The following is a 21,577-nucleotide window of genomic DNA, read 5'->3' as shown; positions in this document are numbered from 1 at the left end:
CTGCAAACGGCAAGTTGCAAGCGTGAAGCTTGCCGTCAGGCAATCACAATATCCGTGCCCGCCAGGGAGGCCAGCCCGACACCGACCAGAGTTACCGAGTCGCTGCCGAAGCTGAGCACCGTGTCATGCCCTGATGCACTGGCATGGGCCCGGTAGTCGGCGACGTGGCCACCCTCAACCCCCAAAAACACCAACGTGTCGGTGGGCTGATAGCCCAGCAGCGTGTCGTTGCCAAAATGCCCGCTGAAAACGAACGTATTGTTGCCGCCAGCGGCCTCCAGCAGGTCATTGCCGGCACCACCAATAAACACATTGTTGCCCTGCAAACCGATCAAATGATCGTTACCGCCCTGCCCCAGCAGCCAATCGCCCTGTTCAACCGCCTTGAGCGTGCTGTCGCCCGGTCCGGCCTTGATCGAGTGGGTGTAGTCAGTGCGGTCTTTGCCGGACCACAAGCCATCATCGGCCACCCGATGGTTAACCTCGTGGTGGCTCAACCCTAGCCAGGCGGGCTCTTCGGTTATTAAAAAGCTGATGTCACGGGCAATACTGATCCCGCCGTGGGCATCGCGAACATACAGGCTGCCCTGCCCATCATTGACCACATCCACACGACTCAACGATTGCTGCAGGTCCAGGGTGTTGACGCCCTTGCCACCCAGAATGATGTTGTAGCCGCCACTGTCGCGGAAGGTGTCATTACCGTCGCGCCCTTCCAGGAAGTCGTTGCCGCGGCCACCCTGAATCAAATCGTTGCCGTCGCTGCCAATGATAAAAGTGCTGCCTTTATGAGGTTCAGCATTGCGATTGAGGTCCTGAACCCAGGTGTTTTCTCGCGTCGGGTTGGACAAATTGGCGACCACAATGGTCGAGTCCTTGTGGGTCAGGTCATAAAACGCCGAGTCGAGAATCCGCGTCATCCCGCTTTCATAGCCACTGGGCAAGTGGGTGATCCAGGTCGAGATATTGGCAATTGAAAAGGGCATCAGGTTCCACGCGGTGGAAGCGTAGTGATCGTTGAAACTGACAATATTGTTGGTGGCGGACGGCTGATACGCATCATGCACACCCAACGACGAAAGATTGAAATCCGAGCCATCCAGGGTGCGGAACACCGGGTCGTTTTCGTAACCGATATTCAACACATTGGACGTGGTTTCGCTTTGTGTGGGTGACGCAAACGCGATGTACTTGGCATCCCGATAAAACCCCGACCAGTGATCGCCACTCAGGTCTGCCAGGCTATTGACTGCCAGACCACCCAGGCTATGGCCGCTGACCAGCACATCCTTGCCGTTCAACCCTTGAGCACTGGCAAAGGCAGCCACTTTGCCGAGCAGCGCGTCAAAGGCGTTGGCGCTGTAGTTTTTGGCGTAGTCCGCAGGCCCGATGGCCGCTAGTAAATCGCTGATTGCATCGCCGATGGAGTCCGTAATCAACGACTCACGCGGCCCGCTGGTGCCACGAAAACCGATACCGATAGACGTCAAATGACCATCGGCGGCGTATTTGCCGAGGATTTCCACTTGGGCGCTGCCATATGCCTTTTCGCCGAAAAATGTCCCACGCTGATCTACCTTGCCCGCGTATCCCAATTGCTCGGCGCTGATGGGGGTCCACCCGGCTTTTTCCACCGCTTCACGGGCAAGTTTCTCCGAGTCCGGGTTCCAGGGAATCCCCGGCACTACCCCCTGAGAATCGGTGCCGCCCAGTACGGCCTTGACCAGTGTGGCAGGCAAACCTGTGCCGAGACCGTGTTGCTGGTAACCCACGGCAAAACCGTTGTCGAGGTTGTGATAGCTGTAAAGCGTGATTGCCATTGCATCCTTGAAAAGTGCCGTAGATGCGCTGGAACCCACATCCTTGTAGTCAAACACTGCCATGGTTCTACTCTCCTGGTTGATCAAATCAATCGTGCACCACAAACGCCTCATCGACCCGTGCCAGGTCCTGCTCGCCCAAGGTCCCTGCGTAAAAATGCAATTTGGTCCAGGCCAGCAAATAGTCGTAACGCGTCTGGGCCAGGTCGCGGCGCGTGCTGTACAGCTGCTGCTGGGCATTCAACGCATCGAGGTTGACCCGTTCACCCCCCAGAATGCTCTGACGGGTCGACACCACCAGCGCTTCGGCCGAAATCAGGGCTTTTTGATAGGCGCGCAACTTGCTGACACCCGACTGGCAGGCATTGAATTGGCGCCGCAGTTCGATAAGGGTTTCTCGAGTTTTGCCCTCCAGTTCGTATTCCACCTGGGCCAGATTGCTGCTGGCCTGACGCACCGACGCCGACACCCCGCCCCCCGCATACAGCGGCAGGCTGATCTCAATACCGATGGTGTTAGTGTCGTAACGCTGGTTGTAGGTATTACCGCTGTCGGATTCCATCTTGCGCACACTGGCATACGCATTAAGTTTGGGTAGATGCCCTGCCCGATTACGTTCAACCTCATACCTCGCCACTTCCAGTGCCTCACGCTGAGAGGCCAGTAACGGGTTACGTTCCAGCGCCATTTCATGCCAGGTCGAGAAGTTCGCCGGTTCCAGCGGCAACGAGTTGAAACGGCTGGCCAATGGCGTCAGTTGCTCAATATCCAGCGTAGCGACACCGATCAGCGCACCCAGCTCGCGCAAGGCGGCATCCTGCTCGTCATGGGCCTGGATTTCTTCGGCGGTGGCCAGCTCGTAACGCGACTCGGCTTCCAGGATGTCGGTGCGCGTGCCCTCGCCCTGGCGGAACATATGCTCGTTTTGGTGGAACTGCTGCTCGTAGGCGTTTTTCTTGGCACGGGCATTGTCGATCTGGTCCTGGGCAAACAAGGCCTGGGTGTAATGGGTCAGTACCCGTACCAGCAGTTCCTGGCTTTTACTGCGAAAGGTCTCATCGGCAAATAGCGCTTGGGCCACACCTTTGCGGTAATTTGCGTACGCTTCGTAGTCGATCAATGGCTGCTGCAACGTAAACGTCGAGCCATAACTGTTGTAGTTGCGGTCTTCGTGGGTATTGCCACGTTCATTCATATACGTGGCCTTGGAGTTGTTGCGGCCTTTGTTGTAGTTGTACGACAGCTTGGGCAGCAGCCCGGCACGGCCGATATTGCGGCTCTCCAGGCCTGCGTCGCGCTCCTTGATGGCACCGAGGAACTCTGGATCATTGCGCAACGCCTGTTCGTATACCTCAAACGGACCCAGTGCCTGGGCACTGCCAGCGACACCGACCCATAGCGCAAAACCCAGGCCCACCCTTGCAGCTATCTTCATAAGTCGCAGCATCCTAGCGCTCAGTCAGCGCAGAACCTGCGCGATCCAGCAGCGGTTTAAACAAGTAGTTGAGCAACGAGCGCTCGCCCGTGCGCACAAACATCTCGGCAGGCATGCCGGGCTTGATCACCAGTCCGTTGAGTTTTTCCAGCGCTTGGTCACTGACCGAGCTGCGCAGCACGTAATACGGCATGCCGGTTTTTTCATCGAGCAACTGATCGGCTGAAACCAGATTCACCTGCCCCGACACCCGTGGGGTACTGCTTTGATTGAACGCGGTAAACAGAATGTCCACCGGCAACTGGCTGCCCACCCTGTCCACCAGATGCACTGGCAGGCGCCCTTCCACCTCGAGGCGCGTGCCTTGGGGCACGATCTCCAGCAGGGTTTCGCCCGCCCGCACCACCGCGCCTTCGGTGTGCACGCTAAGATTGACGGCGATGCCATCAGCTGGCGCGTTGATTTCACTGTGCAATAGATCAAAACCGGCCGATGCCAATTGTTGTTCAAGGGTCAGGGTTTTGAGTTGGGCATCGGCCAGTTGGCTGCGCACCTCTTTCTGGTATTCATCAATGTGCTGCGCCAGTTTGAGCCGCGACTCCAGAATGCCCTGTTCGATACGCCCGCTTTCACCGGCGTTCTGCGCCAGATCCTGCTGCACCTGGGACAGCTGTCGCTCGTACTCCATCAGGCGATTGCGCGGGATATAGCCGTTTTCAGCCAAGGGCCGCAGATTGCTCAACTGTTGCCGCAAGGAGTCGGCTTGAGCCGTTTGATCGCCACGCGCTCGGCGCATCCCGCTTAGCTGCTGGGTTGCGCCTTCAATACCGGCTTTGAGCCCGGCCTGTTCGCGGGCAAAGGCTTCGCGCCGGCTACTGAACAACTGCTGCTGGCCTTCCAGCACCAGCGCCAACCGTGGGTCAGGGTCCTGGCTCAATTCCAGGGGGAAGCTCACCCGCGCCAGGTTGTCACGCTCGCTTTGCCAACGGGCCAGACTGGCCCAGGCCATCCGGTACTGGGCGCGCAACGATTGCACATCCGCCTCGACCTGGGTCTGGTCCAGTCGAAACAACGGCTCGCCCTGACGCACCGTCTGGCCCTCACGCACCAAAATCCGGTTCATCACCCCAGCGCCCAACGACTGCACGGCCTTGCGCTTGCCCGACACCACCACCGTGCCTTGCACCGGAATACCTTCGTCCAGCGGCGCGAGGCTGGCCCACAGGAAGAAACTACCCGCACCGACCAGGGTCAGCACCCAGCCTGCTCGCACGTAGTACCCGGCACCGCGTTCGCGCGATGATGGTTGATCGTGTTGATTCATGCTTGCAGCGTCCTTGCTCATGCGTCAGCGCTCTGACGGTTGATACTCGCCGCTTGGGGCGCGGCGTGTTGCTGTTGGGCCCCGGACAACGCCTTGAGCACCTCGGCACTCGGCCCGAATACCTGGCAGCGACCTTCGTTGAGTACCAGCAGCTTGTCGGCCTGGGCCAGCGAAGACGAACGATGCGTCACCAGCACCACAGTGCAGCCCTGCGCCTTCAGGTGAGCTATGGCCTGGGTCAGCGCCGCGTCACCGACCGCATCGAGGTTGGAGTTGGGCTCATCCAGCACCACCAGTCGCGGGTTGCCATAAAGAGCACGGGCCAGCGCCACCCGCTGTTTCTGCCCGCCTGACAGGCCGCTGCCCTCATCCCCCAGGACCGTGTCGTAACCTTGCGCCAGACGCAAAATCATCTCGTGAACCCCGGCCTGACGCGCCGCCGCAACTACCTGCTGAGGATCTGCATCACGAAAGCGGGCGATATTTTCAGCAATGCTGCCGCTGAACAGCTCGATGTCCTGTGGCAAATAGCCGATATACGGGCCCAATTGATCGCGGTACCATTGATGAATATCTGCACCATCCAGGCGCACCGTACCCGCCAACGTCGGCCATACACCCACCAGCACCCGCGCCAGGGTCGACTTGCCGGAGCCCGACGCGCCCAGCACGCCAAGCACCTCGCCCGCGTTGAGGTTGAAACTGACCTGATGCAAGGTGGGCAATCGCAGGCCCGGCGGTGCGGCACTGACCTGCTCAAAGCTCAACTGGCCCTTGGGCGCTGGCAACTGCATGTTGTCTTCGCCTGGCGGATGCTCGCGTAGCAAGCTGTCCAGCCGTTGATAGGCCAACCTGGCCGAACTCCATTGTTTCCAGACGGCTATCAGTTGATCGATGGGGCTCAACACACGGCCCATCAAAATCGAACCGGCAATCATCATCCCCGCGCTCATCTCACCCTTGATCACCAGCAGGGCACCCAAGCCGAGCACCAGTGATTGCAGGCACAAGCGCAAGGTTTTACTCACCGAACCGATCACGGCACCGGTGTCGCTGGCCTTGTTTTGCTCGGCCAGGAACCGTGAGTGCAGGTTAAACCAGCGTTTGCGCAACACGCCCAGCATGCCCATGGCCTGAATCGTCTCGGCATTGTGCAAATGGCTGGTGGCCAGTTGGCTGGACTGCTGGGAATACTGGCTGGCCTGGCTCAGGGACTTGCGCGTCATCACTTCATTGATGCACGCCAGGGCAATCAGCAGCAGCGCGCCTGCGGTCGCCATCAGCCCGAGCCAGGGGCTGAACAGAAAAATTACCCATAAATAGACGGGAAACCACGGCGCATCAAAGAAGGCAAATAATGCAGGGCCGGTGACAAACTGGCGGATCAGGGTCAAATCCCCTAATGCCTGCCCGGCATGGGCCTGGCCACTGAACAGGTTGCGCTCGAACGCGGCACGGTACACCTGCTGGTTAAACCTACGCTCCAGTTGGCTACCAATGCGGATAACAATAAAACTGCGGACAGTTTCAAGCAGCCCGATAAAGATGAAAAAACCCACCACCATTAATGACAACATCGCCAGCGTCGTAGTGTTCTGCGAAGACAATACCCGGTCATAGACCTGCAGCATGTAAATCGATGGCACCAGCATCAATATATTGATCAAGGCGGTAAAACAGCCAACGCTGATCAGAATGCTTTTATAGTCGGCCAGTGCATGTATCAACGGCGCAACGGTGCTGTTTTTCAATCGCCTCATGAATCTTCCTTGATCGATAAAACACTGCAGGCCTGCACAAACAAAACAGACAGACGCACGTGAGCCGCCCCTTGCAGGTGCCTGCTCAACCTTTGACGATTGACGTTGTGCTTTTTAGTGCGTCTTAATTATTAACACGCACCATAACCAGTACAGTTTCGGGGTTAAGCTGTGCCTCATAATGCCCCGGTTCAATACGGTTCATATGCACTAAAGCCGTACCACTGCTGCCCATCAAGAACAGACCGTCTGGAGTGGGCGACCAACTTTTGGGTGTTTCGCCCAGCCATGTTTCCAGGCATTTTACTTGCGGGCTAAAGGTTTTCTGCTCGGCAATCAACTGCACCGTGCAGGCCTGTTTCTCATCACCCTGCGGGTAAAACGTCCAGTTGCCCGCCAGTTGTGCGGGGCTCATCAGCAGCAAGGAATTGGCCATGGTGCTCTCTGTGGTAAAGGTCAGCAATGCGGCAATACACCCCATCACCTTGAAAAATCTGCGTGCCATATGACTCATGAATTCAGGCTTCCTGGCAGAGAGCAGCGCTTGCGCGCTGCCCGTGTACCGGCAGGCTTAGACGACGATGTCGTAAGTTGCCACTTGACCCACAGTGTTCACCAGGAAATCAGCGACCGCATGACCACTGAAATCGACGGCAAAGTGGCCCAGATTGCTGGCCTTGTCATAGCTGATGATCGCTTCACCGGCACGGCCCGTAAAGGCGTCAACAAAGCTCAGACCGGCCAGCTTGGAGATGGCCGAGACGTCGATTTTGTCGATCCCGGACTGGAAGTCCATGATGATATCGGCTGCACCGGGCGCAGAGTCTGACACCGCGCCAAACACAAACACGTCAGCACCCGTACCACCCCACAGCGTATCGGCACCTCCGCCGCCAAAGATGATGTCGTTGCCGGCACCGCCCTTGAGCACGTTATCTGCGCTGTTGCCGATCAGCAGATCATTGCCCGAGCCGCCAATCGCATTTTCCACGACCACGCCTTGAGCGATGGAGACGTTACCTGTCATACCGCCGACATCGGAAAACGAGCCTGCTGTCAGGTTGATCTTCTGGTTTTGAGTGAAGCCGGAGAAGTCCAGCGTGTCATTGCCACCGCCATCCCACACCGAGAAAATCAGTTTTGAGCTGGCCGAAGTTGCGTGAAAGTAATCACGATCGGCTGTGGAGTTAAAGCCGTAAACCGTATCGTCAGCCCTGGTTTCCATGTTGGCGCCATAGAGCTTCTGTACCGCGGCGATGTCATCCAGCAACGGGGCCGATGCGTAAGCACCTTCGCCGCTATTGGTGAAATGCTGACCGGTGTTGCTTTCGCTCCAGTAGCTCATAACGCTGTAAGCACGGGTATCTTCGCCATACACGGCGTCGCGATACGTCGGATTGCCATTCCCTGCGTTGTAGTCTCCAGGGTGGGACAACCCCAAGGTGTGGCCGATTTCGTGGGTCAGGGTCTGGCGACCGTAGTTACCTTCGCCCGGAGTCTTGTTGACCTCGTAGTCCTTGTTTATCAAGTACCACGACTCGCCTTTGCGCGAACTGCTGGGCAGATAGGCAAACGCCGCACCACCGTTGCTTGCGCTGAAATTGGCGAAGGTCATGTGACCATCATCGCCCCGCGCAGCCGGGCCTTCCGTGAAGGTCACCTTGGCCACGTCGGCCCATGACTCCAGCGACAGCTTGGCTTGGTCCTTTTGCAGCGAGGAGAACTGGCTGAAAGTACCCAGACCACGGGTGGCGTAGCCCACCGGCGGCGCCGTCAGGAAGGTATACGTGAGGTTGATCACGCCGTCGCCGTTCAAGTCATGCCAACTGGCGCCGGAACGCGTTAGCTGATCGGCCGCTTGATCGGTGGTGAACGAAGGTTTGCCATTGACCAGATGATCACCGCGGTCATAGAAATGACTGAAGTTATCAATCTGAGTGAAGGCGGAACTGCCGGTGTTTGCCGCTTGCACCTGGCCAACAGACAATGCCGCATTCTCTTTAAGTTTCGACATGTAAACATTTCCTTGTTTAGCAGTAGAAAGATTTTGACAGACCACGACGACCCCATGGCGAGATCGTCCTATCACTCGCCGTTTATGGCCGGGAGAAACTGACACAACTAGAAATATTTAGTCCAGCGTTATTTTAATATCGATTTGCGCAAACTCATGAAGTAGCCGTAAACATTGAACAATCAATTTAAAGTATTTTTTTTGGCACGACTGGCCTAATACTGACTGCCCAGTCTAAGTACATTGACTTAAATTAAGCGTCACTACATTCGTTTATTAACTTGGCCTTGGCCCCCACTGAAATAACACTCGTCATATAATTAATCAGCCGCTTGAAATACCCTGAAGTTATAAAGCAAGTGTCGCCAACTGATAAGTTTACGTCGCATCCACTCTTTATCTTTAGCTGTAGGTCTGTGTGCCTAACAGTGGGCTCTTGTACAACCAAAAACCTGTGGGAGCCGGGCTTGCCCGCGATGGCATCACCGCGATACCTCTGACCCACAAGGGTCTGCACACCTGTTAAACGACACTTATTTGTGGGCGCCGATATTGATCACAGCCGGCGCTTGCCTTACGTTAACGTAAAGCCAATAACGTGACCCCGACTCGCGGGTCTGAATACATTTCCAAGGATGATCAAGGTATGTCTCGGCTTGCCCCTTCTTTGCAAGACACTGCCGCCCCTGATGGCGTTTGCTACGGCTGCGGCAGCAACAACCCCCACGGCCTGCATATCAAGAGTTTCTGGCATGAGGACGGCGTGCATGTCATCGCCGAACACTTGCCGGACCCCAAGTATTGCGGCTGGCCGGAGCTGGTCTACGGCGGCATGGTCGCGATGCTGGTTGATTGCCATTCGAACTGGACGGCGATGGCTTACCACTACCGCATGGAAAACCGCGAAGCAGACAGCCATCCGCGGATCAATTGCGTGACGGGAAACCTGGGGATCAAGTTCATCAAGCCGACGCCAATGGGCGTGCCACTGACTCTACGGGCGAAAGTGGAAGGCGATGTGGGGCGCAAAACTCGGATCATCTGTGAGGTGTATGCGGGGGATGTGCTGACGGCTGTCGGCGATTCCATTTTTGTTCGCGTCGATACCGAGCAACTGGCGACCGCCGCCCATGGGCGCGAAGCTGTTTGAAGGTCGATACCCTCGCGAGCAGGCTCGCTGCCACAGTGGTCCTGTGAGTGACACAAAGCCTGTGGAAGCTGGCTTGCCTGCGATGCCAGCACGCGGTCTGTCAGCCAAGCCACAACTCCCGCAAAGGTTGCGGGAGCCGGGCATATTGTTATTGACCCAGCAGCTTGGCGTTTTTGGTGCGGATCTCCTTGATCACTGCATTCACCCGGTTGACCAAAACATAGTGCCCGCTGATCAGTACCCATTGCTCATGTTCATCGGGCTTCGGTAGCCCTTTGGCTTTCCAGTCCTTGATCGCCACGTCATCCCGAGAGTATTGATCCGGTGCCTTGTCGCCATGGCCATAGCAACTGCTCAGGTCCATGGACTCGGCCAGTATCTGCCCAGGCTTGCAGTCACCGGGCTTATCGTCGTCAGCCTGCGCTGCGTAAGGAATGACACACAAAAAACCAGCCATTATCGATGCAGAAATCAAGCTGCGCATATTTACCTCAGCGAATAGGAGTACAGACTTGATGGACAAGTCAGGGACTCGTAACGTTCCGACGCACTGATCAAAAATATTGATTACGAGATCATCAATGACGATTGGACTCCACCTTTAGGCTGCGGTGAAGTAACCACAGGGCCGGTCAAAATAATAAGCGGCCGTTTGTGGAGAACAGCATGTCATTCAATATCAGCAGCTTCCAGCTTGAGGGTCGTCGCGCCCTGATCACCGGATCAGGGCAAGGCATTGGGCTGGAACTGGCACGCGGACTGGGCGCTGCCGGCGCAATCGTGGTGATCAACACTCGCAATATCGAAAAATCCCGTGCGGTTGCAGGTCAGTTGCGCGATGAGGGTTTGAAGGCCGAGTTCTTGGCGTTTGATGTCACCGACCGTGAGCAGTTGCTTGCAGCCGTCAACAGCTTTGAGACCGATATCGGCGCCATCGATATTTTGGTCAACAATGCGGGTATTCAACGTCGCGCACCGCTGGAGGATTTTTCCGCCAGCGATTGGCACGACGTAATGCGGACCAACCTGGACGGTGTGTTCCATGTTTCCCAGGCGGTTGCGCGGCACATGATTGCCCGCGGGCGCGGCAAAATCATCAATATCTGCTCGGTGCAAAGCCAACTGGCGCGCCCGACCATCGCCCCTTACGCAGCCTCAAAGGGCGCGGTCAAAATGCTCACCAAGGGCATGTGCGCCGAATGGGCACGCCATGGCATTCAAGCCAATGGCCTGGCGCCAGGCTATTTTGCAACCGAGATGAACCGCGCGCTGGTCGACAACCAGGAGTTCTCCGAGTGGCTGTGCAAACGCACTCCGGCCGGGCGCTGGGGACGGGTTGAGGAGTTGTGCGGCGCGGCGGTGTTTCTCGCCTCCCCCGCCTCTGACTTTATCAATGGGCAGACGCTGTTTGTAGACGGAGGATTGACCAGCGTTGTTTGACCCGTACCGGCAAAAAAACAATAACAAGGAACACCCAATGAGCAACTTGAACGAACAAGCCCTGCCGGCAAACGATATCGGCAATGCGCAAGCAACGGGCAAAGGCTTTGCGTCCAAACGCTGGCTGTATTTGATCCCGCTGATTTTCATTACCTACAGCCTCGCGTATCTGGACCGGGCCAACTATGGCTTTGCCAGTGCCGCGGGAATCGAGCAGGACCTTGGCATCACCAAGGGCATGTCCTCGCTGATCGGCGCTCTGTTTTTCCTCGGTTACTTTTTCTTTCAGGTGCCGGGCGCGATCTACGCGCAGAAATACAGCGTGCGCAAACTGGTGTTCTGGAGCCTGATCCTGTGGGGCTTTTGCGCCATGGCCACGGGGCTGGTGACCAATATCCCGATGCTGATGTTTATTCGGGTCTCGCTGGGCATCGTCGAAGCGGCAGTGATGCCAGCGATGCTGATTTTCATCAGCAACTGGTTCACCCGCAAAGAGCGTTCGCGGGCCAATACCTTTCTGGTACTGGGTAACCCGGTCACCGTGCTGTGGATGTCGGTGGTATCCGGTTATCTGATCCAGGCCTGGGGCTGGCGCGAGATGTTTGTGATTGAAGGCGCGCCAGCGGTGCTGTGGGCCTTTGTCTGGTGGCGCCTGGCGCGGGACAAGCCCGAGCAGGTCGACTGGTTGACCCACCAGGAAAAAGCCCAATTGGCCGCGACCCTCGCGGACGAACAGAAAGGAATGAAGCAAGTTCGCAATTACCGTCAGGCATTCACCAGCCCTATCGTGATCCAACTGTGCTGTGTGCACGCGCTGTGGAGCATCGGCGTGTATGGCTTCATCATGTGGTTGCCCAGCATTATCAAACAGGCGGCATCGGCAGATATTGTCACCGTCGGCTGGTTAAGCGCTGTGCCTTATGTCGCTGCTGTTGCGGCGATGCTTGCGGTCTCTTGGGCATCGGACAAAACCCAGCAACGCAAACACTTTGTCTGGCCGCTGCTGGCACTGGGCGCGCTGGCCTTCTTTTGTTCGTACCTGCTTGGGTCATCGCACTTCTGGCTGTCGTTTGCGCTGCTGACGATTGCCGGTGCTGCGCTTTACGCACCGTATGGCCCGTTCTTCGCGTTGATTCCAGAGATTATCCCGGCCAACGTTTTCGGAGGTGCAATTGGCCTGATCAATGCCTGTGGAGCACTTGGGGCTTTTGTCGGCTCGTGGATCGTGGGTTATCTGATCGGCCTGACTGGCAATCCCGGAGCGGCTTATATCTTCATGACTGCGGGCGTGTTGTCCTCGGCGCTGCTAATGGGCTGGGTGAAAGTACGGCGTTAAAACGCAAGTGCAGCCGCTGCCTGCGTCAGCGGCTGCAGGCAATGCGCACCACCCGCGCAATTGCGAATATTTCTCAGAGGGGATGACAGCTCAATTGGATATGTTATAAAGTAACCACACCCTATAACGCTTATCTGCTGTGATCCCTCAATGACGACCGCTACTCCTTCCCCAAGTCAGCGCCTGCTGTCCATCGATGCCCTACGGGGCCTTGTGATTCTCTTTATGTTGCTGGACCACGTGCGCGAGACGTTCTTCCTGCACCGCCAGGTGTCCGATCCCATGAACGTCGACATCACTGACCCAACCCTGTTTTTTAGTCGCACCCTTGCCCACTTGTGTGCGCCGGTATTTGTCTTGCTCACCGGTTTGTCGGCGTATCTGTATGGCGAAAAATACCAGGGCAAGCGCGATGTTTCGGCGTTTCTGTTCAAGCGCGGGCTGTTTTTGGTGGTGTTGGAATTTACGCTGGTCAACTTCGCCTGGACCTTCCAGTTACCGCCCTCGGTGATTTACATGCAGGTGATCTGGGCCATTGGCGTGAGCATGATTGCCCTCGCCGCGCTGGTCTGGCTGCCCCGTCCAGTACTGCTGGTGCTCGGCCTGGTAATTGTAGGCGGGCATAATCTGCTCGATAACCTGCACTTCCCGGCAGGCTCGGTGATGCATGTGCCCTGGGCCATTTTGCATGATCGCGGCTGGCTCGAGTTCTCGGACAACCTGCGTCTACGCACCTCTTACCCGGTGCTGCCGTGGATCGGCGTCATTGCGCTGGGCTATTGCATGGGGCCGTGGTTTGCCCGCTCCGCCCCGGCTGGCGTGCGTCAGCGGTATCTGTTGTTGGCAGGCGTGGGGGCCCTGCTCGGTTTTGTCGTGCTGCGTTTGCTCAATGGCTACGGTGAGGCACCCTGGGTGGCTCATGACAACGTCACCCAGAGCCTGATGAGTTTTTTCAACATCACCAAATACCCGCCCTCGCTGCTGTTTCTCGCCTTGACTCTGGGGGTAGGCCTATTGCTGTTGTGGGGGTTTGAGCGCGCGCAACAACGCAAATGGATTGCCACCCTGGCGGTGTTTGGCGCCGCGCCGATGTTCTTCTACCTGCTGCACTTGTACGTGCTCAAAGTGCTGTATCTGGCGAGCGTTGCTTTGTTTGGCCTTAATCACGGCGATTACTTCGGCTTCGACAGCATGGGTGCGGTGTGGTTGACGGCGGTTTTACTCTCGGCAGCGCTGTTTTTGCCGGTGCGCTGGTTCGCGGCCTTGAAAGCCCGTCGCAGGGATATCGCCTGGCTCAAGTACTTCTGAACCCGACGCCATGTCCATTTGACAAACAAGATCGACTCTCCCAGCAGCAACTGACCATTCTGCTGGCGCGCGGATTCTACGAATGCGGCCCTTTTGAGCCCTTGTATGGAAAGCCAGGTATGCGTATTTCTTCCATTACCCCGTTATTGTCCACCGCCCTGCTCTGCTCATCGGCACTGGCGCAGACCTTCGAAGTAAAAATGCTCACCCGCAGCGCCACCGCCGGCAGGTTGATGCCTCAACAACAGGTCAACCCGTGAGTCGCGTGCGATCGCGCTCCGCGATCCTGATCGCCCTCGCCAGCCCGCTGGCTGTTGCCGAGTCAGCCCAGGAGCAATCCAGGGGGTTTATCGAAGACAGCACCTGGAACGTGCTCAATCGCACGGTCTACGACAATCGTGAATATCGCCACGGCGCCAGCAACAGCAGTGCACGCAATGCCTACAAGCCGCGATCCGAGCGTAGTGGCTATGCCGAAGAATGGGCCTACGGCTTGATGGGCACCTTGCAGTCCGGCTTCACCCAAGGACTGATCGGCGTCGGGGTGGATGCCCACGCCTATTTGGGGCTAAAACTGGATAGCGGCGGCGGCCGCGCAGGCAAGGCGCGCCTTCTCGCGCTGGATAACGACGGCTATCCCAAGGACAACTACAGCCGCGGCGGCGCAGCGGTAAAATTGCGCATGTCCAATACCGTGGTCTCTTATGGTGAGCAGCGGGTCAAGACGCCGGTGTTCAGTTCATCCGACAGTCGCCTGCTACCGGAAACCGCCACCGGGGTGTTTCTGGCCAGCAACGAGTTCAACGCCCTGAAAATGGTCGGTGGGCATTTCACCGAGAGCACCGACCGCAATGCCAGCAGCCACAACCAGGGCTTTGTGGTGAATTACTCGAATGGCCCCAAAGGTGATGCCTTCGACCTCGCCGGGCTGGTTTACACCCCAAGCAAGAACCTTAGCGCCAGCCTCTACAGTTCCCGCTATCAGGACACCTGGAACCAGCAGTATTTAGGCGCGATCTTTAGCCAGGCAATTGATGAAAACAGTTCGCTGGCGTTCAACTTCAACCTGTACCGCACTACCGATGAAGGCAAGGCGTTGTCGGGCAATATCGACAACACCACCTGGAGCCTGCTGAGCACTTACGCCCTGGGGCCGCACAGCTTCAGCCTGGGGTATCAGAAGGTACATGGCGACACGCCGTTCGATTACGTGACCCGTGGCGCAATCTTCCTCAGCAACTCGGTGCAAATGTCTGATTTCAACGCCCCCAACGAACAATCCTGGCAGGCACGCTACGACCTTGCGATGACGCCCTGGGGCATGCCCGGTCTGGTGTTCAGCGCTGCATATGTGCGGGGCAGCCAGATCGACGGCAGTCATGTCGACCCGCGTGGCGGCTATGCCTACTTGGGCTATGGCAAAGGCGGGAAACATTGGGAGCGGGATTTGGAAGCGCGTTATGTGATCCAGAGCGGTGCGGCCAAGGGCACCATCCTGTCATTGCAACATAATGTGCATCGCGGCAATGTTGCGCAGGCCGAACTGGATACCGACCAGATCCGTCTGGCGGTCGAGTACCCGCTGACGGGGCGGTTCTGACCAGCTATACCCGTAGCCGCTGAGGAGCACAGCGAGGCTTCGCTCCTCAGCGGCTACCCCCTTTAGTGCATCGCGCCGTGGTCGTGCATCGGCATGCTGTTCAACGCACGAGCCTGGGCCTTGACCTCAATCGACTCCTTTACCCCTTTGCTGTCTTCGACAATCAGGGTCAATGGCACTTGATCACCGGCTTTGACCTGACCCACCAGGTCAATCAGCATCACGTGATAGCCCTCAGGCTCGATAGCCACGCTTTTACCCGCTGGCAACGCGACCGATGACACCGGCTGCATGCTCATCACGTCGTTTGCCATCTTCGACTCATGGATTTGCACAGTCTTGGCAACGGGCGAGCGAACTTCAACCAACTTGCTGTCGGTGCTCGACGTAATGTGCATAAAGGCCCCGGTCGAAGGTTGCCCGGCAACCGTGGCCCGGACCCAGGCATCGTCAACAACGGTTTGTGCCGAAACTTGCAGGCTCATGCCCAGCAGCGACAGCAACAGGTAGTTTACAGGCTTCATATGCATGACTCTTTCTGAGGAGGCGTGGATTAACAGACGGACATCACTGTCAGCAGATCTTCGGTGCACTGCTTGGCTGACAACGAAGGCGACAGGCCCAGGCGCAACACACCACGGGAATCGAAGACAAAACTGGTGGCGGTGTGCGACATGGTGTACGAATCACCGGTAGGGATTTTTTCGTAAAACACCTTGAACTCTTTAGCCGTGGCAGCCGTTTCTTCGAGGGTGCCGGACAAGGCAATAAAGCTCGGATCAAAGGCTTTCACATAAGCATCGAGCATCGCCGGCTTGTCGCGTTCAGGGTCGAGGGTGATAAACACCACCTGCAACCGGTCACCGTCAGGGCCCATCATTTTCTTGGCCTGTGCGGCGCGCGCCAGCGCGGTCGGGCACACCGCCGGGCACTGGGTAAAACCGAAGAAGATCATCGGCATCATCCCGCGAAAACTGCCCAGCATCATCTCGGTGCCATCAGCATCGCGCAGCTTGAACTTGCGCCCCAGGATTTCATTGCTCAGGTCTTTTCCGTACTTGTATGACAAACCGCTGCCACTGTCGCAACCTGCGATCAAGCCCAGGCTGAGCAAGCCAAGACCGGTGACTACGCGGCGGCGAGTCAGTAATTCATTCATGTAAGGTTCCTTTAAGCGGCCTTTGAAACGATAAAGGCCTTTACCCTGCGCACTACGAGGCAGGTGTGTACGCTGCTCGATTCCTGGAGTGGCCAGGCTCGGTGCGCACGATTGCTGTGGGATGGACGTGTTGCATGGGCGCAGAATCTACCACTGTCGCCTGTTCGTCGCACGGCTAGCCCGCCCCGCAATGGTGCACTTCGTCTCCTGCAGCCAGTAAAACCGGGGGATGCACCCAGCCTGCGACAAATCGACTCAGGGGCAGTTTTGGACGATTACGGGCAGCCGCTGCTGCCGGTATCGGCTGACTGCGCCCACCCTGAGAATTTTCGGCATTCGTTTTTTTCACATTGGCTTCACCTCTCGCCCACCTGCCCCCGCTTAACGTGCCGCCCATAACTACTGTCTATAACGGGCTCGCAGGTGGAAAGCATGGTTGCCGTTGTACCTAACACTTTTAGAACCCGGGGCCTGGAGCGCTGGGCCTTGCCCAGCCTGATACTGGCTTTTGTGCTGTTTTATCTGTTGCCACTGATGACTCACGGGTTGTGGATCCCTGATGAAACCCGCTATGCCCAAATCAGTCAGGAAATGCTCCACAGCGGCAACTGGGTTGCCCCGCACTTCATGGGTTTGCGCTATTTCGAAAAGCCCATCGCCGGTTACTGGATGATTGCCATCGGGCAGGCGGTGTTCGGTGACAACCTGTTCGGCGTGCGCATTGCCTCTGCGCTCAGCACCGGGCTGAGTGTGTGGCTGGCCTGGCTGATCGCAGGGCGGCTGTGGCATGACCCGCGCAAGCGCTTTGCCAGCACCCTGCTTTATATGAGTTTCGGGCTGGTCGCAGGCCAGGCCGGGTACGCCAATCTGGACCCGCAATTCACCTTCTGGGTCAACCTGAGCCTGGTTGCTGTGTGGTTTGCCTTTGACAGCACGACCCGGCGCGGGGGCCTGAGCTCATGGGCTGTGCTCGGCATTGCCTGTGGCATGGGCTTTATGACCAAAGGCTTTCTCGCCTGGTTGCTGCCGGTGCTGATCGCGGTGCCGTATGCCCTGTGGCAACGGCGCCTGAAAGAAGTCCTGATTTACGGCCCGCTGGCGATCCTGGTTGCCGTGGCCATCTCTGTACCGTGGGCGCTGGCAATCCAGCATCAGGAGCCTGACTTCTGGCAGTTCTTCTTCTGGAATGAACATATCCGCCGTTTCAGCGCAACCGATGCACAACATACCCAGCCTTGGTGGTTCTATCTGCCAATCCTGCTCGCAGCCAGTTTGCCGTGGGCGGCCTTGTTGCCTGCAACCTTGATTGATGCCTGGAAGCAAAAGCGCCAGCCAGCGATTGGCTTTCTGTTGCTGTGGCTACTGCTGCCGCTGGCCATCTTCAGTTTGAGCAGAGGCAAATTGCCGACTTACATCATGCCGTGCCTGCTGCCATTGGCGCTGCTGATGGGCCATGCGCTGGTGACTTGGCTGGCCCAGGCGCGCAGCCGGACCATCCGCATCAATGGCGTATTGAACACACTACTGGCCGTGGCCGGGCTGGTGGGGCTGATTTATTTGCAAATCAGCCGCCCGGTCTATGACAACACCGAGATATTCAGCCTGTCGCTGGGCTACATTGTGTTGCTCGGCTGGTTGTTGAGTAATGCCTTGCAAGCCCTGCGCCCCTTGCAGCTGTGGGCCGCACCGGCACTGGGCATGGGCTTGCTGGTGGCCTTGTTGCCCGCAGCGATGCCAGGCCAAATCGTCAACAGCAAAATGCCGGATCAATTTATCGCCGAGCATGTGCAGGAGCTGAGTCAGACCAGCACCTTGCTGAGCAACGATCTGGGCGCGGCATCGGCTCTATCCTGGCGCCTGGGGCGACCTGAAGTGAATCTTTACAACACCGTGGGCGAACTCAAGTACGGCCTTGGTTATGCCGATTCAGCTGCGCGTCAGGTTGATATGGATAACATCGTGCGCTGGATGAAAGACGCCCAACTGCGCGGTTCCGTAGGGGTGGTCATGCGGGTTCATTCGGCACTGGAAACCCATGAAGTCGAGTTGCTGCCGTTGGGTGGCAAACGCTACGAGCGCGGCGATCTGTCGATATTCATCTTCCCCAAGGTTCAGCCTTAAATGATTGACATCAAGCGCTGGAACCCCGAGCAGAAAGCCTTGCTGGTGCTATTGGCCGTATCTGCCGTGCTTTTGTTGCTCGGCCTGGGATCGCGGGAACTCTGGGGGCCGGAAACCCGCTGGGCCAATATCGCACTGCAGATGCTGCAAAGCGGTGATTATCTGGACCCGTACCTCAAGGGTTCACCCTACTACGACAAGCCCTTGCCCTCCTATTGGCTGATCACAGCAACGGCCGGGCTGATGGGTGGCCTGGGGCACTGGTCGTTGCGCCTGTCTTCAGTTATCGCCGCTTGGCTTAGCGTGTGGCTGGTGTACCTGATCGGTGAGCAACTGTTTCGCAAAGGCACCGGGCTGATCGCTGGCTGGATGCTGGCTACCACTTTTTACTTTGTATTCTGGGCACGGGTGGCCACGGCTGACATTCTCACCGTGTTCGGCCTGCTGGCGGCGGTATGGTGGTACTGGCGCGGCCCGGAGGACACACGCTTTAGCCGTTATTGCGTGTTCTTCCTGCTGCTGTCCCTGACGTCGCTGCTCAAGGGACTGATCGGTTTTATCCTGCCAGGGCTGGTGTTGCTGCCTCATTTGCTCGGCGAGCAACGCTGGAAGCGGCACCTGAACCTGCGTCTGTTACTGGCCCTGATCGTTGCCGGGGCGGTGTACATGCTGCCTTTTGTACTGTCGCATCTGTATGGCGCACCTACTTATGGTGAAAGCGGCCTGGGGTTGGTGTTGCGTGAAAACGTGGTGCGTTTTTTCAACCCCTTTGACCATATGGGGCCGATTTACACCTACCTGATTTACCTGCCCGCTTACACCTTGCCCTGGGCTCCATTCTGGATGATCGGGCTATGGGTTGCCGTGCGTCAGTGGCGGCATATCGAGCCCAATACCCGTTGGTTGGTGTGGGGCCTGGGTCTGCTGTTTGTGTTCTTCACTGCCAGCGGCAGTCGGCGTAGTTATTACGTGTTGCCGCTGGTGCCCTTCGCCCAACTATTGGCCGCCTGGTGGGTCACACGCCGCATTGCCCAAGGCAAAAGCAGCCAGCGCCGCTGGAACATCGGTTTTGGCGCAAGCGCTATGCTGGTGCTGTTGGTTCTGGGGGTGTTTTACCCGTGGTCCAACGGTGGTGGTGGGGTTGTTCAGTTCGGCCAGGACGTGAAAGCACGTGCCAGCGAGCAAGCGCCCTGGGATCAATGGCGCATGGTAATGATCGATGTCGACAACAAATTGCCGATGTATGTGCAGAACCAGAACGAGCCGTTCTACTTTGTCGACCTGAGCCAGGACTTCCCCCGCAATGGCGACAGTGCCGGTCTGATGGCCTGGCTGGATAAAACCAGCGGCCAGCATTTCAACCCGCAGCGTACGCTGATCTTCGCCCAATACCGCAGTGGTGATCCCCTGCCCCTCGGCTATCTGAGCGTGGATCACCAGACCGTGATCAGCCAGCCGGACAACGGCGACCGGCTGTTGCATCGGCGTGAGGGTGGCAGCGTGGTGTATATCCCTGAAGCCAACTGAATGTGGGAGCGGGCTTGCTCGCTCCCACAAATACAGGTGTTTAGAGAATCCGGTACAACAAGCGCTCAATCCGTACCCGGCTGACCCGACGTAAAAACTTGGCTACCGCTGGCGGGTACTCCGCCAGTGTTTCTAGGTTCTTGAAGTTGTCGATGCGCTGGGTGTGGGCAAAAATCGCGTCCAGCTCCTTGCGCCGCGGCTCCAGCAGTTCACGACGCGGATCATCGATCAACAGGCCGTTTTCCAGATCCAGACGGAATGCCCGTGGGTTGAGGTTGTTGCCGGTCAACAAGGTATAGCGGTCGTCCACCCACATGCCTTTGAGGTGGTAGGTGTTGTCACCTTCGCGCCACAAATGCAGGTTCAGCAGGCCGTTGTCGATCATCCGCTGATGGTTTTTGGCAAACCGACGCAGGCTCAACTCATACAGATACGGCAACGCTGCGATAATCCGGAAGGGTTCGCTCGGCGGGATATAGAAGTCGTTGGCAGTCTTGTCGCCGACCACGATATCAATCCGCACTCCACGCTCCAGGGCCCGATTGATCTCGCGGGTCACCGGTAATGGCAGGTTGAAGTACGGCGTGCAGATAGTCAGCTGTTGCTGGCTGCTGGCGATCAGTTCACAAATCACCCGGCTCAGTTGGTTGTTTTTACCCACGCCCAGCAACGGGCTGACTGATAGGCCAAAGTGGCCGACAGTCCCGGCGCTGGTGTCATAGCTGGCTTTTTTCAGATGGCTGCGCAAATCACCGATAGCACTGCGCAAACTGCGGGTCGTCGGCAGTGTTGGCACGTCCAGGCGATGCACCGCCTTGGCCTCGATCAGGTCTTGCTGGACAAAGCGCTGCATGGTGTCGGCCAACTGCTTGTTGTGCAGCAGGTGGTAACGGTCAAAGCGATACTTGTCGAGCTTGTGCAGGTACACGTTATTCAGACTGGCACCGCTGTAGATCACGCAGTCATCAACAATAAAACCCTTGAGGTGCAGCACGCCGAACAGCTCACGGGTTTGTACCGGCACGCCATAAATCGGCACATGGCTCGCGTGAGCCGCGGTTTGTGCCTGATACCAGGCCGCATTGCCGGGCTGCTTGCCTGCACCGATCAGCCCGCGCTGGGCACGCAGCCAATCGACAACCACTGCGATTTCGAGTTCGGGCCGTGCGGCTTTAGCGGCATGCAAGGCATCCAGGATTTCCTGCCCCGCCTCGTCCTGTTGCAGGTACAAGGCCACCAGCGTGATGCGATGGCGTGCGCCAGCAATCTGCTCCAGCAGGCAGCGACGAAAGTCCGCAGCGCTGGGCAAGATGCTGAATGCATCGGCGGACAACGGAAAGCTGCGCAGCTTGGGCAGCAAAGAGCGTTTGAAGAGCGACGGCATAGGGCTCGCTAAGGGTCGAATGCGAAGAACCGCGAAGCTTACACGATTGGGCCTCAAGTCTGTAGCAACTGCCGAGGCACGACGGCTGCGTTCGGCGAAGCAGCCGTCGTAAAACCTTGGCTCTCAATACATCTGACACACTTGGCCGTCTGATCTACGACGACTTTGTCGCCGAGCGCAGCCTTCGTTCCTCTGCAAC

Annotated in this window: 18 protein-coding genes; 8 read left to right on the top strand and 10 right to left on the bottom strand. The window is 57.5% G+C overall.

All coding sequences use genetic code 11. The annotated features are described in order from the left end of the window. Nucleotides 1-35 precede the first annotated feature (35 nt). From U5A05_RS12140 to U5A05_RS12115, 6 genes are all read right to left on the bottom strand, one after another. Nucleotides 36-1,883, bottom strand: coding sequence for a polyurethane esterase (locus U5A05_RS12140; RefSeq protein WP_321833027.1), 1,848 nt, complete (start codon nucleotides 1,881-1,883; stop codon nucleotides 36-38). Between the two features lie 25 nt (nucleotides 1,884-1,908). Next, nucleotides 1,909-3,255 (bottom strand): TolC family outer membrane protein, encoded by a 1,347-nt coding sequence (locus U5A05_RS12135; protein WP_321833026.1) that lies wholly within the window; start codon nucleotides 3,253-3,255, stop codon nucleotides 1,909-1,911. A gap of 13 nt (nucleotides 3,256-3,268) precedes the next feature. Further along, a complete protein-coding gene (locus U5A05_RS12130) occupies nucleotides 3,269-4,579 on the bottom strand; it encodes an HlyD family type I secretion periplasmic adaptor subunit (RefSeq protein WP_425262882.1) in 1,311 nt (436 codons plus the stop codon). A 17-nt stretch (nucleotides 4,580-4,596) separates the two neighbouring features. Then, complete coding sequence (locus U5A05_RS12125) at nucleotides 4,597-6,339, bottom strand: type I secretion system permease/ATPase (protein WP_321833024.1); 1,743 nt, start codon at nucleotides 6,337-6,339, stop codon at nucleotides 4,597-4,599. A gap of 124 nt (nucleotides 6,340-6,463) precedes the next feature. Next, nucleotides 6,464-6,844, bottom strand: coding sequence for a protease inhibitor Inh/omp19 family protein (locus U5A05_RS12120; protein WP_261742301.1), 381 nt, complete (start codon nucleotides 6,842-6,844; stop codon nucleotides 6,464-6,466). Between the two features lie 66 nt (nucleotides 6,845-6,910). Then, nucleotides 6,911-8,353: a serralysin family metalloprotease gene (locus tag U5A05_RS12115; RefSeq protein ID WP_321833023.1), complete on the bottom strand. Its 1,443-nt coding sequence runs from the start codon at nucleotides 8,351-8,353 to the stop codon at nucleotides 6,911-6,913. A 646-nt stretch (nucleotides 8,354-8,999) separates the two neighbouring features. Between U5A05_RS12115 and U5A05_RS12110 the strand changes: the two genes are divergently transcribed. Further along, the gene (locus U5A05_RS12110) at nucleotides 9,000-9,503 is read left to right on the top strand and encodes a PaaI family thioesterase (protein WP_261742299.1); all 504 of its coding nucleotides are present in this window, start codon (nucleotides 9,000-9,002) and stop codon (nucleotides 9,501-9,503) included. Nucleotides 9,504-9,651: 148 nt separating this feature from the next. On the opposite strand, the gene U5A05_RS12105 is transcribed toward U5A05_RS12110, so the two are convergent. Further along, a complete protein-coding gene (locus U5A05_RS12105; protein WP_261742298.1) occupies nucleotides 9,652-9,987 on the bottom strand; it encodes an RcnB family protein in 336 nt (111 codons plus the stop codon). Nucleotides 9,988-10,169: 182 nt separating this feature from the next. Between U5A05_RS12105 and U5A05_RS12100 the strand changes: the two genes are divergently transcribed. The 5 genes from U5A05_RS12100 to U5A05_RS12080 all read left to right on the top strand — a co-directional run bounded on the left by U5A05_RS12100 (nucleotide 10,170) and on the right by U5A05_RS12080 (nucleotide 15,187). Then, nucleotides 10,170-10,943 (top strand): SDR family NAD(P)-dependent oxidoreductase, encoded by a 774-nt coding sequence (locus tag U5A05_RS12100; RefSeq protein WP_261742297.1) that lies wholly within the window; start codon nucleotides 10,170-10,172, stop codon nucleotides 10,941-10,943. Between the two features lie 37 nt (nucleotides 10,944-10,980). Beyond that, nucleotides 10,981-12,279: an MFS transporter gene (locus tag U5A05_RS12095; protein ID WP_321833020.1), complete on the top strand. Its 1,299-nt coding sequence runs from the start codon at nucleotides 10,981-10,983 to the stop codon at nucleotides 12,277-12,279. A gap of 150 nt (nucleotides 12,280-12,429) precedes the next feature. Continuing rightward, nucleotides 12,430-13,587, top strand: a complete 1,158-nt coding sequence (locus U5A05_RS12090; RefSeq protein ID WP_261742295.1) for an acetyltransferase domain-containing protein — start codon at nucleotides 12,430-12,432, stop codon at nucleotides 13,585-13,587. A 119-nt stretch (nucleotides 13,588-13,706) separates the two neighbouring features. Continuing rightward, nucleotides 13,707-13,847 carry a hypothetical protein gene (locus U5A05_RS12085; protein WP_261742294.1) on the top strand — a complete coding sequence of 47 codons (141 nt, stop codon included), beginning with the start codon at nucleotides 13,707-13,709 and terminating at the stop codon, nucleotides 13,845-13,847. Further along, nucleotides 13,844-15,187 (top strand): OprD family porin, encoded by a 1,344-nt coding sequence (locus U5A05_RS12080; RefSeq protein WP_261742293.1) that lies wholly within the window; start codon nucleotides 13,844-13,846, stop codon nucleotides 15,185-15,187. The genes U5A05_RS12085 and U5A05_RS12080 overlap by 4 nt, the downstream gene beginning before the upstream one ends. Nucleotides 15,188-15,249: 62 nt before the next feature. On the opposite strand, the gene U5A05_RS12075 is transcribed toward U5A05_RS12080, so the two are convergent. Both U5A05_RS12075 and U5A05_RS12070 read right to left on the bottom strand, forming a co-directional pair. After that, nucleotides 15,250-15,711, bottom strand: coding sequence for a copper chaperone PCu(A)C (locus tag U5A05_RS12075; protein WP_261742292.1), 462 nt, complete (start codon nucleotides 15,709-15,711; stop codon nucleotides 15,250-15,252). Between the two features lie 29 nt (nucleotides 15,712-15,740). Then, nucleotides 15,741-16,346: an SCO family protein gene (locus tag U5A05_RS12070; RefSeq protein ID WP_261742291.1), complete on the bottom strand. Its 606-nt coding sequence runs from the start codon at nucleotides 16,344-16,346 to the stop codon at nucleotides 15,741-15,743. Between the two features lie 432 nt (nucleotides 16,347-16,778). Here U5A05_RS12070 and arnT point away from each other — a divergent pair, with 432 nt between their 5' ends. Continuing rightward, nucleotides 16,779-18,467: a lipid IV(A) 4-amino-4-deoxy-L-arabinosyltransferase gene (arnT, locus tag U5A05_RS12065; protein ID WP_321833016.1), complete on the top strand. Its 1,689-nt coding sequence runs from the start codon at nucleotides 16,779-16,781 to the stop codon at nucleotides 18,465-18,467. After that, nucleotides 18,468-19,994, top strand: a complete 1,527-nt coding sequence (locus U5A05_RS12060) for an ArnT family glycosyltransferase (protein WP_321833015.1) — start codon at nucleotides 18,468-18,470, stop codon at nucleotides 19,992-19,994. A gap of 40 nt (nucleotides 19,995-20,034) precedes the next feature. Here the strand turns inward: U5A05_RS12060 and pssA are convergent, their stop codons facing one another. Beyond that, nucleotides 20,035-21,378, bottom strand: a complete 1,344-nt coding sequence (pssA, locus tag U5A05_RS12055; RefSeq protein WP_261742288.1) for a CDP-diacylglycerol--serine O-phosphatidyltransferase — start codon at nucleotides 21,376-21,378, stop codon at nucleotides 20,035-20,037. Nucleotides 21,379-21,577 lie beyond the last annotated feature (199 nt).

The organism is Pseudomonas kulmbachensis (assembly GCF_963681935.1).
Classification (GTDB): Bacteria; Pseudomonadota; Gammaproteobacteria; order Pseudomonadales; family Pseudomonadaceae; genus Aquipseudomonas; species Aquipseudomonas kulmbachensis.
The sequence above is the reverse complement of the archived record's forward strand: the minus strand, read 5'-3'. Positions and strand labels throughout refer to the sequence as shown.

What these genes read in the sequence shown, in the direction of transcription:
- U5A05_RS12100 (WP_261742297.1), top strand. Translation starts at nt 10,170, where the DNA reads ATGTCATTCAATATCAGCAGCTTCCAGCTTGAGGGTCGTCGCGCCCTG.
- pssA (WP_261742288.1), bottom strand. Translation starts at nt 21,378, where the DNA reads ATGCCGTCGCTCTTCAAACGCTCTTTGCTGCCCAAGCTGCGCAGCTTT.
- U5A05_RS12120 (WP_261742301.1), bottom strand. Translation starts at nt 6,844, where the DNA reads ATGGCACGCAGATTTTTCAAGGTGATGGGGTGTATTGCCGCATTGCTG.
- U5A05_RS12105 (WP_261742298.1), bottom strand. Translation starts at nt 9,987, where the DNA reads ATGCGCAGCTTGATTTCTGCATCGATAATGGCTGGTTTTTTGTGTGTC.
- arnT (WP_321833016.1), top strand. Translation starts at nt 16,779, where the DNA reads ATGGTTGCCGTTGTACCTAACACTTTTAGAACCCGGGGCCTGGAGCGC.
- U5A05_RS12070 (WP_261742291.1), bottom strand. Translation starts at nt 16,346, where the DNA reads ATGAATGAATTACTGACTCGCCGCCGCGTAGTCACCGGTCTTGGCTTG.
- U5A05_RS12090 (WP_261742295.1), top strand. Translation starts at nt 12,430, where the DNA reads ATGACGACCGCTACTCCTTCCCCAAGTCAGCGCCTGCTGTCCATCGAT.
- U5A05_RS12125 (WP_321833024.1), bottom strand. Translation starts at nt 6,339, where the DNA reads ATGAGGCGATTGAAAAACAGCACCGTTGCGCCGTTGATACATGCACTG.
- U5A05_RS12135 (WP_321833026.1), bottom strand. Translation starts at nt 3,255, where the DNA reads ATGAAGATAGCTGCAAGGGTGGGCCTGGGTTTTGCGCTATGGGTCGGT.
- U5A05_RS12110 (WP_261742299.1), top strand. Translation starts at nt 9,000, where the DNA reads ATGTCTCGGCTTGCCCCTTCTTTGCAAGACACTGCCGCCCCTGATGGC.
- U5A05_RS12095 (WP_321833020.1), top strand. Translation starts at nt 10,981, where the DNA reads ATGAGCAACTTGAACGAACAAGCCCTGCCGGCAAACGATATCGGCAAT.
- U5A05_RS12060 (WP_321833015.1), top strand. Translation starts at nt 18,468, where the DNA reads ATGATTGACATCAAGCGCTGGAACCCCGAGCAGAAAGCCTTGCTGGTG.
- U5A05_RS12115 (WP_321833023.1), bottom strand. Translation starts at nt 8,353, where the DNA reads ATGTCGAAACTTAAAGAGAATGCGGCATTGTCTGTTGGCCAGGTGCAA.
- U5A05_RS12130 (WP_425262882.1), bottom strand. Translation starts at nt 4,579, where the DNA reads ATGAATCAACACGATCAACCATCATCGCGCGAACGCGGTGCCGGGTAC.
- U5A05_RS12085 (WP_261742294.1), top strand. Translation starts at nt 13,707, where the DNA reads ATGCGTATTTCTTCCATTACCCCGTTATTGTCCACCGCCCTGCTCTGC.
- U5A05_RS12140 (WP_321833027.1), bottom strand. Translation starts at nt 1,883, where the DNA reads ATGGCAGTGTTTGACTACAAGGATGTGGGTTCCAGCGCATCTACGGCA.
- U5A05_RS12075 (WP_261742292.1), bottom strand. Translation starts at nt 15,711, where the DNA reads ATGAAGCCTGTAAACTACCTGTTGCTGTCGCTGCTGGGCATGAGCCTG.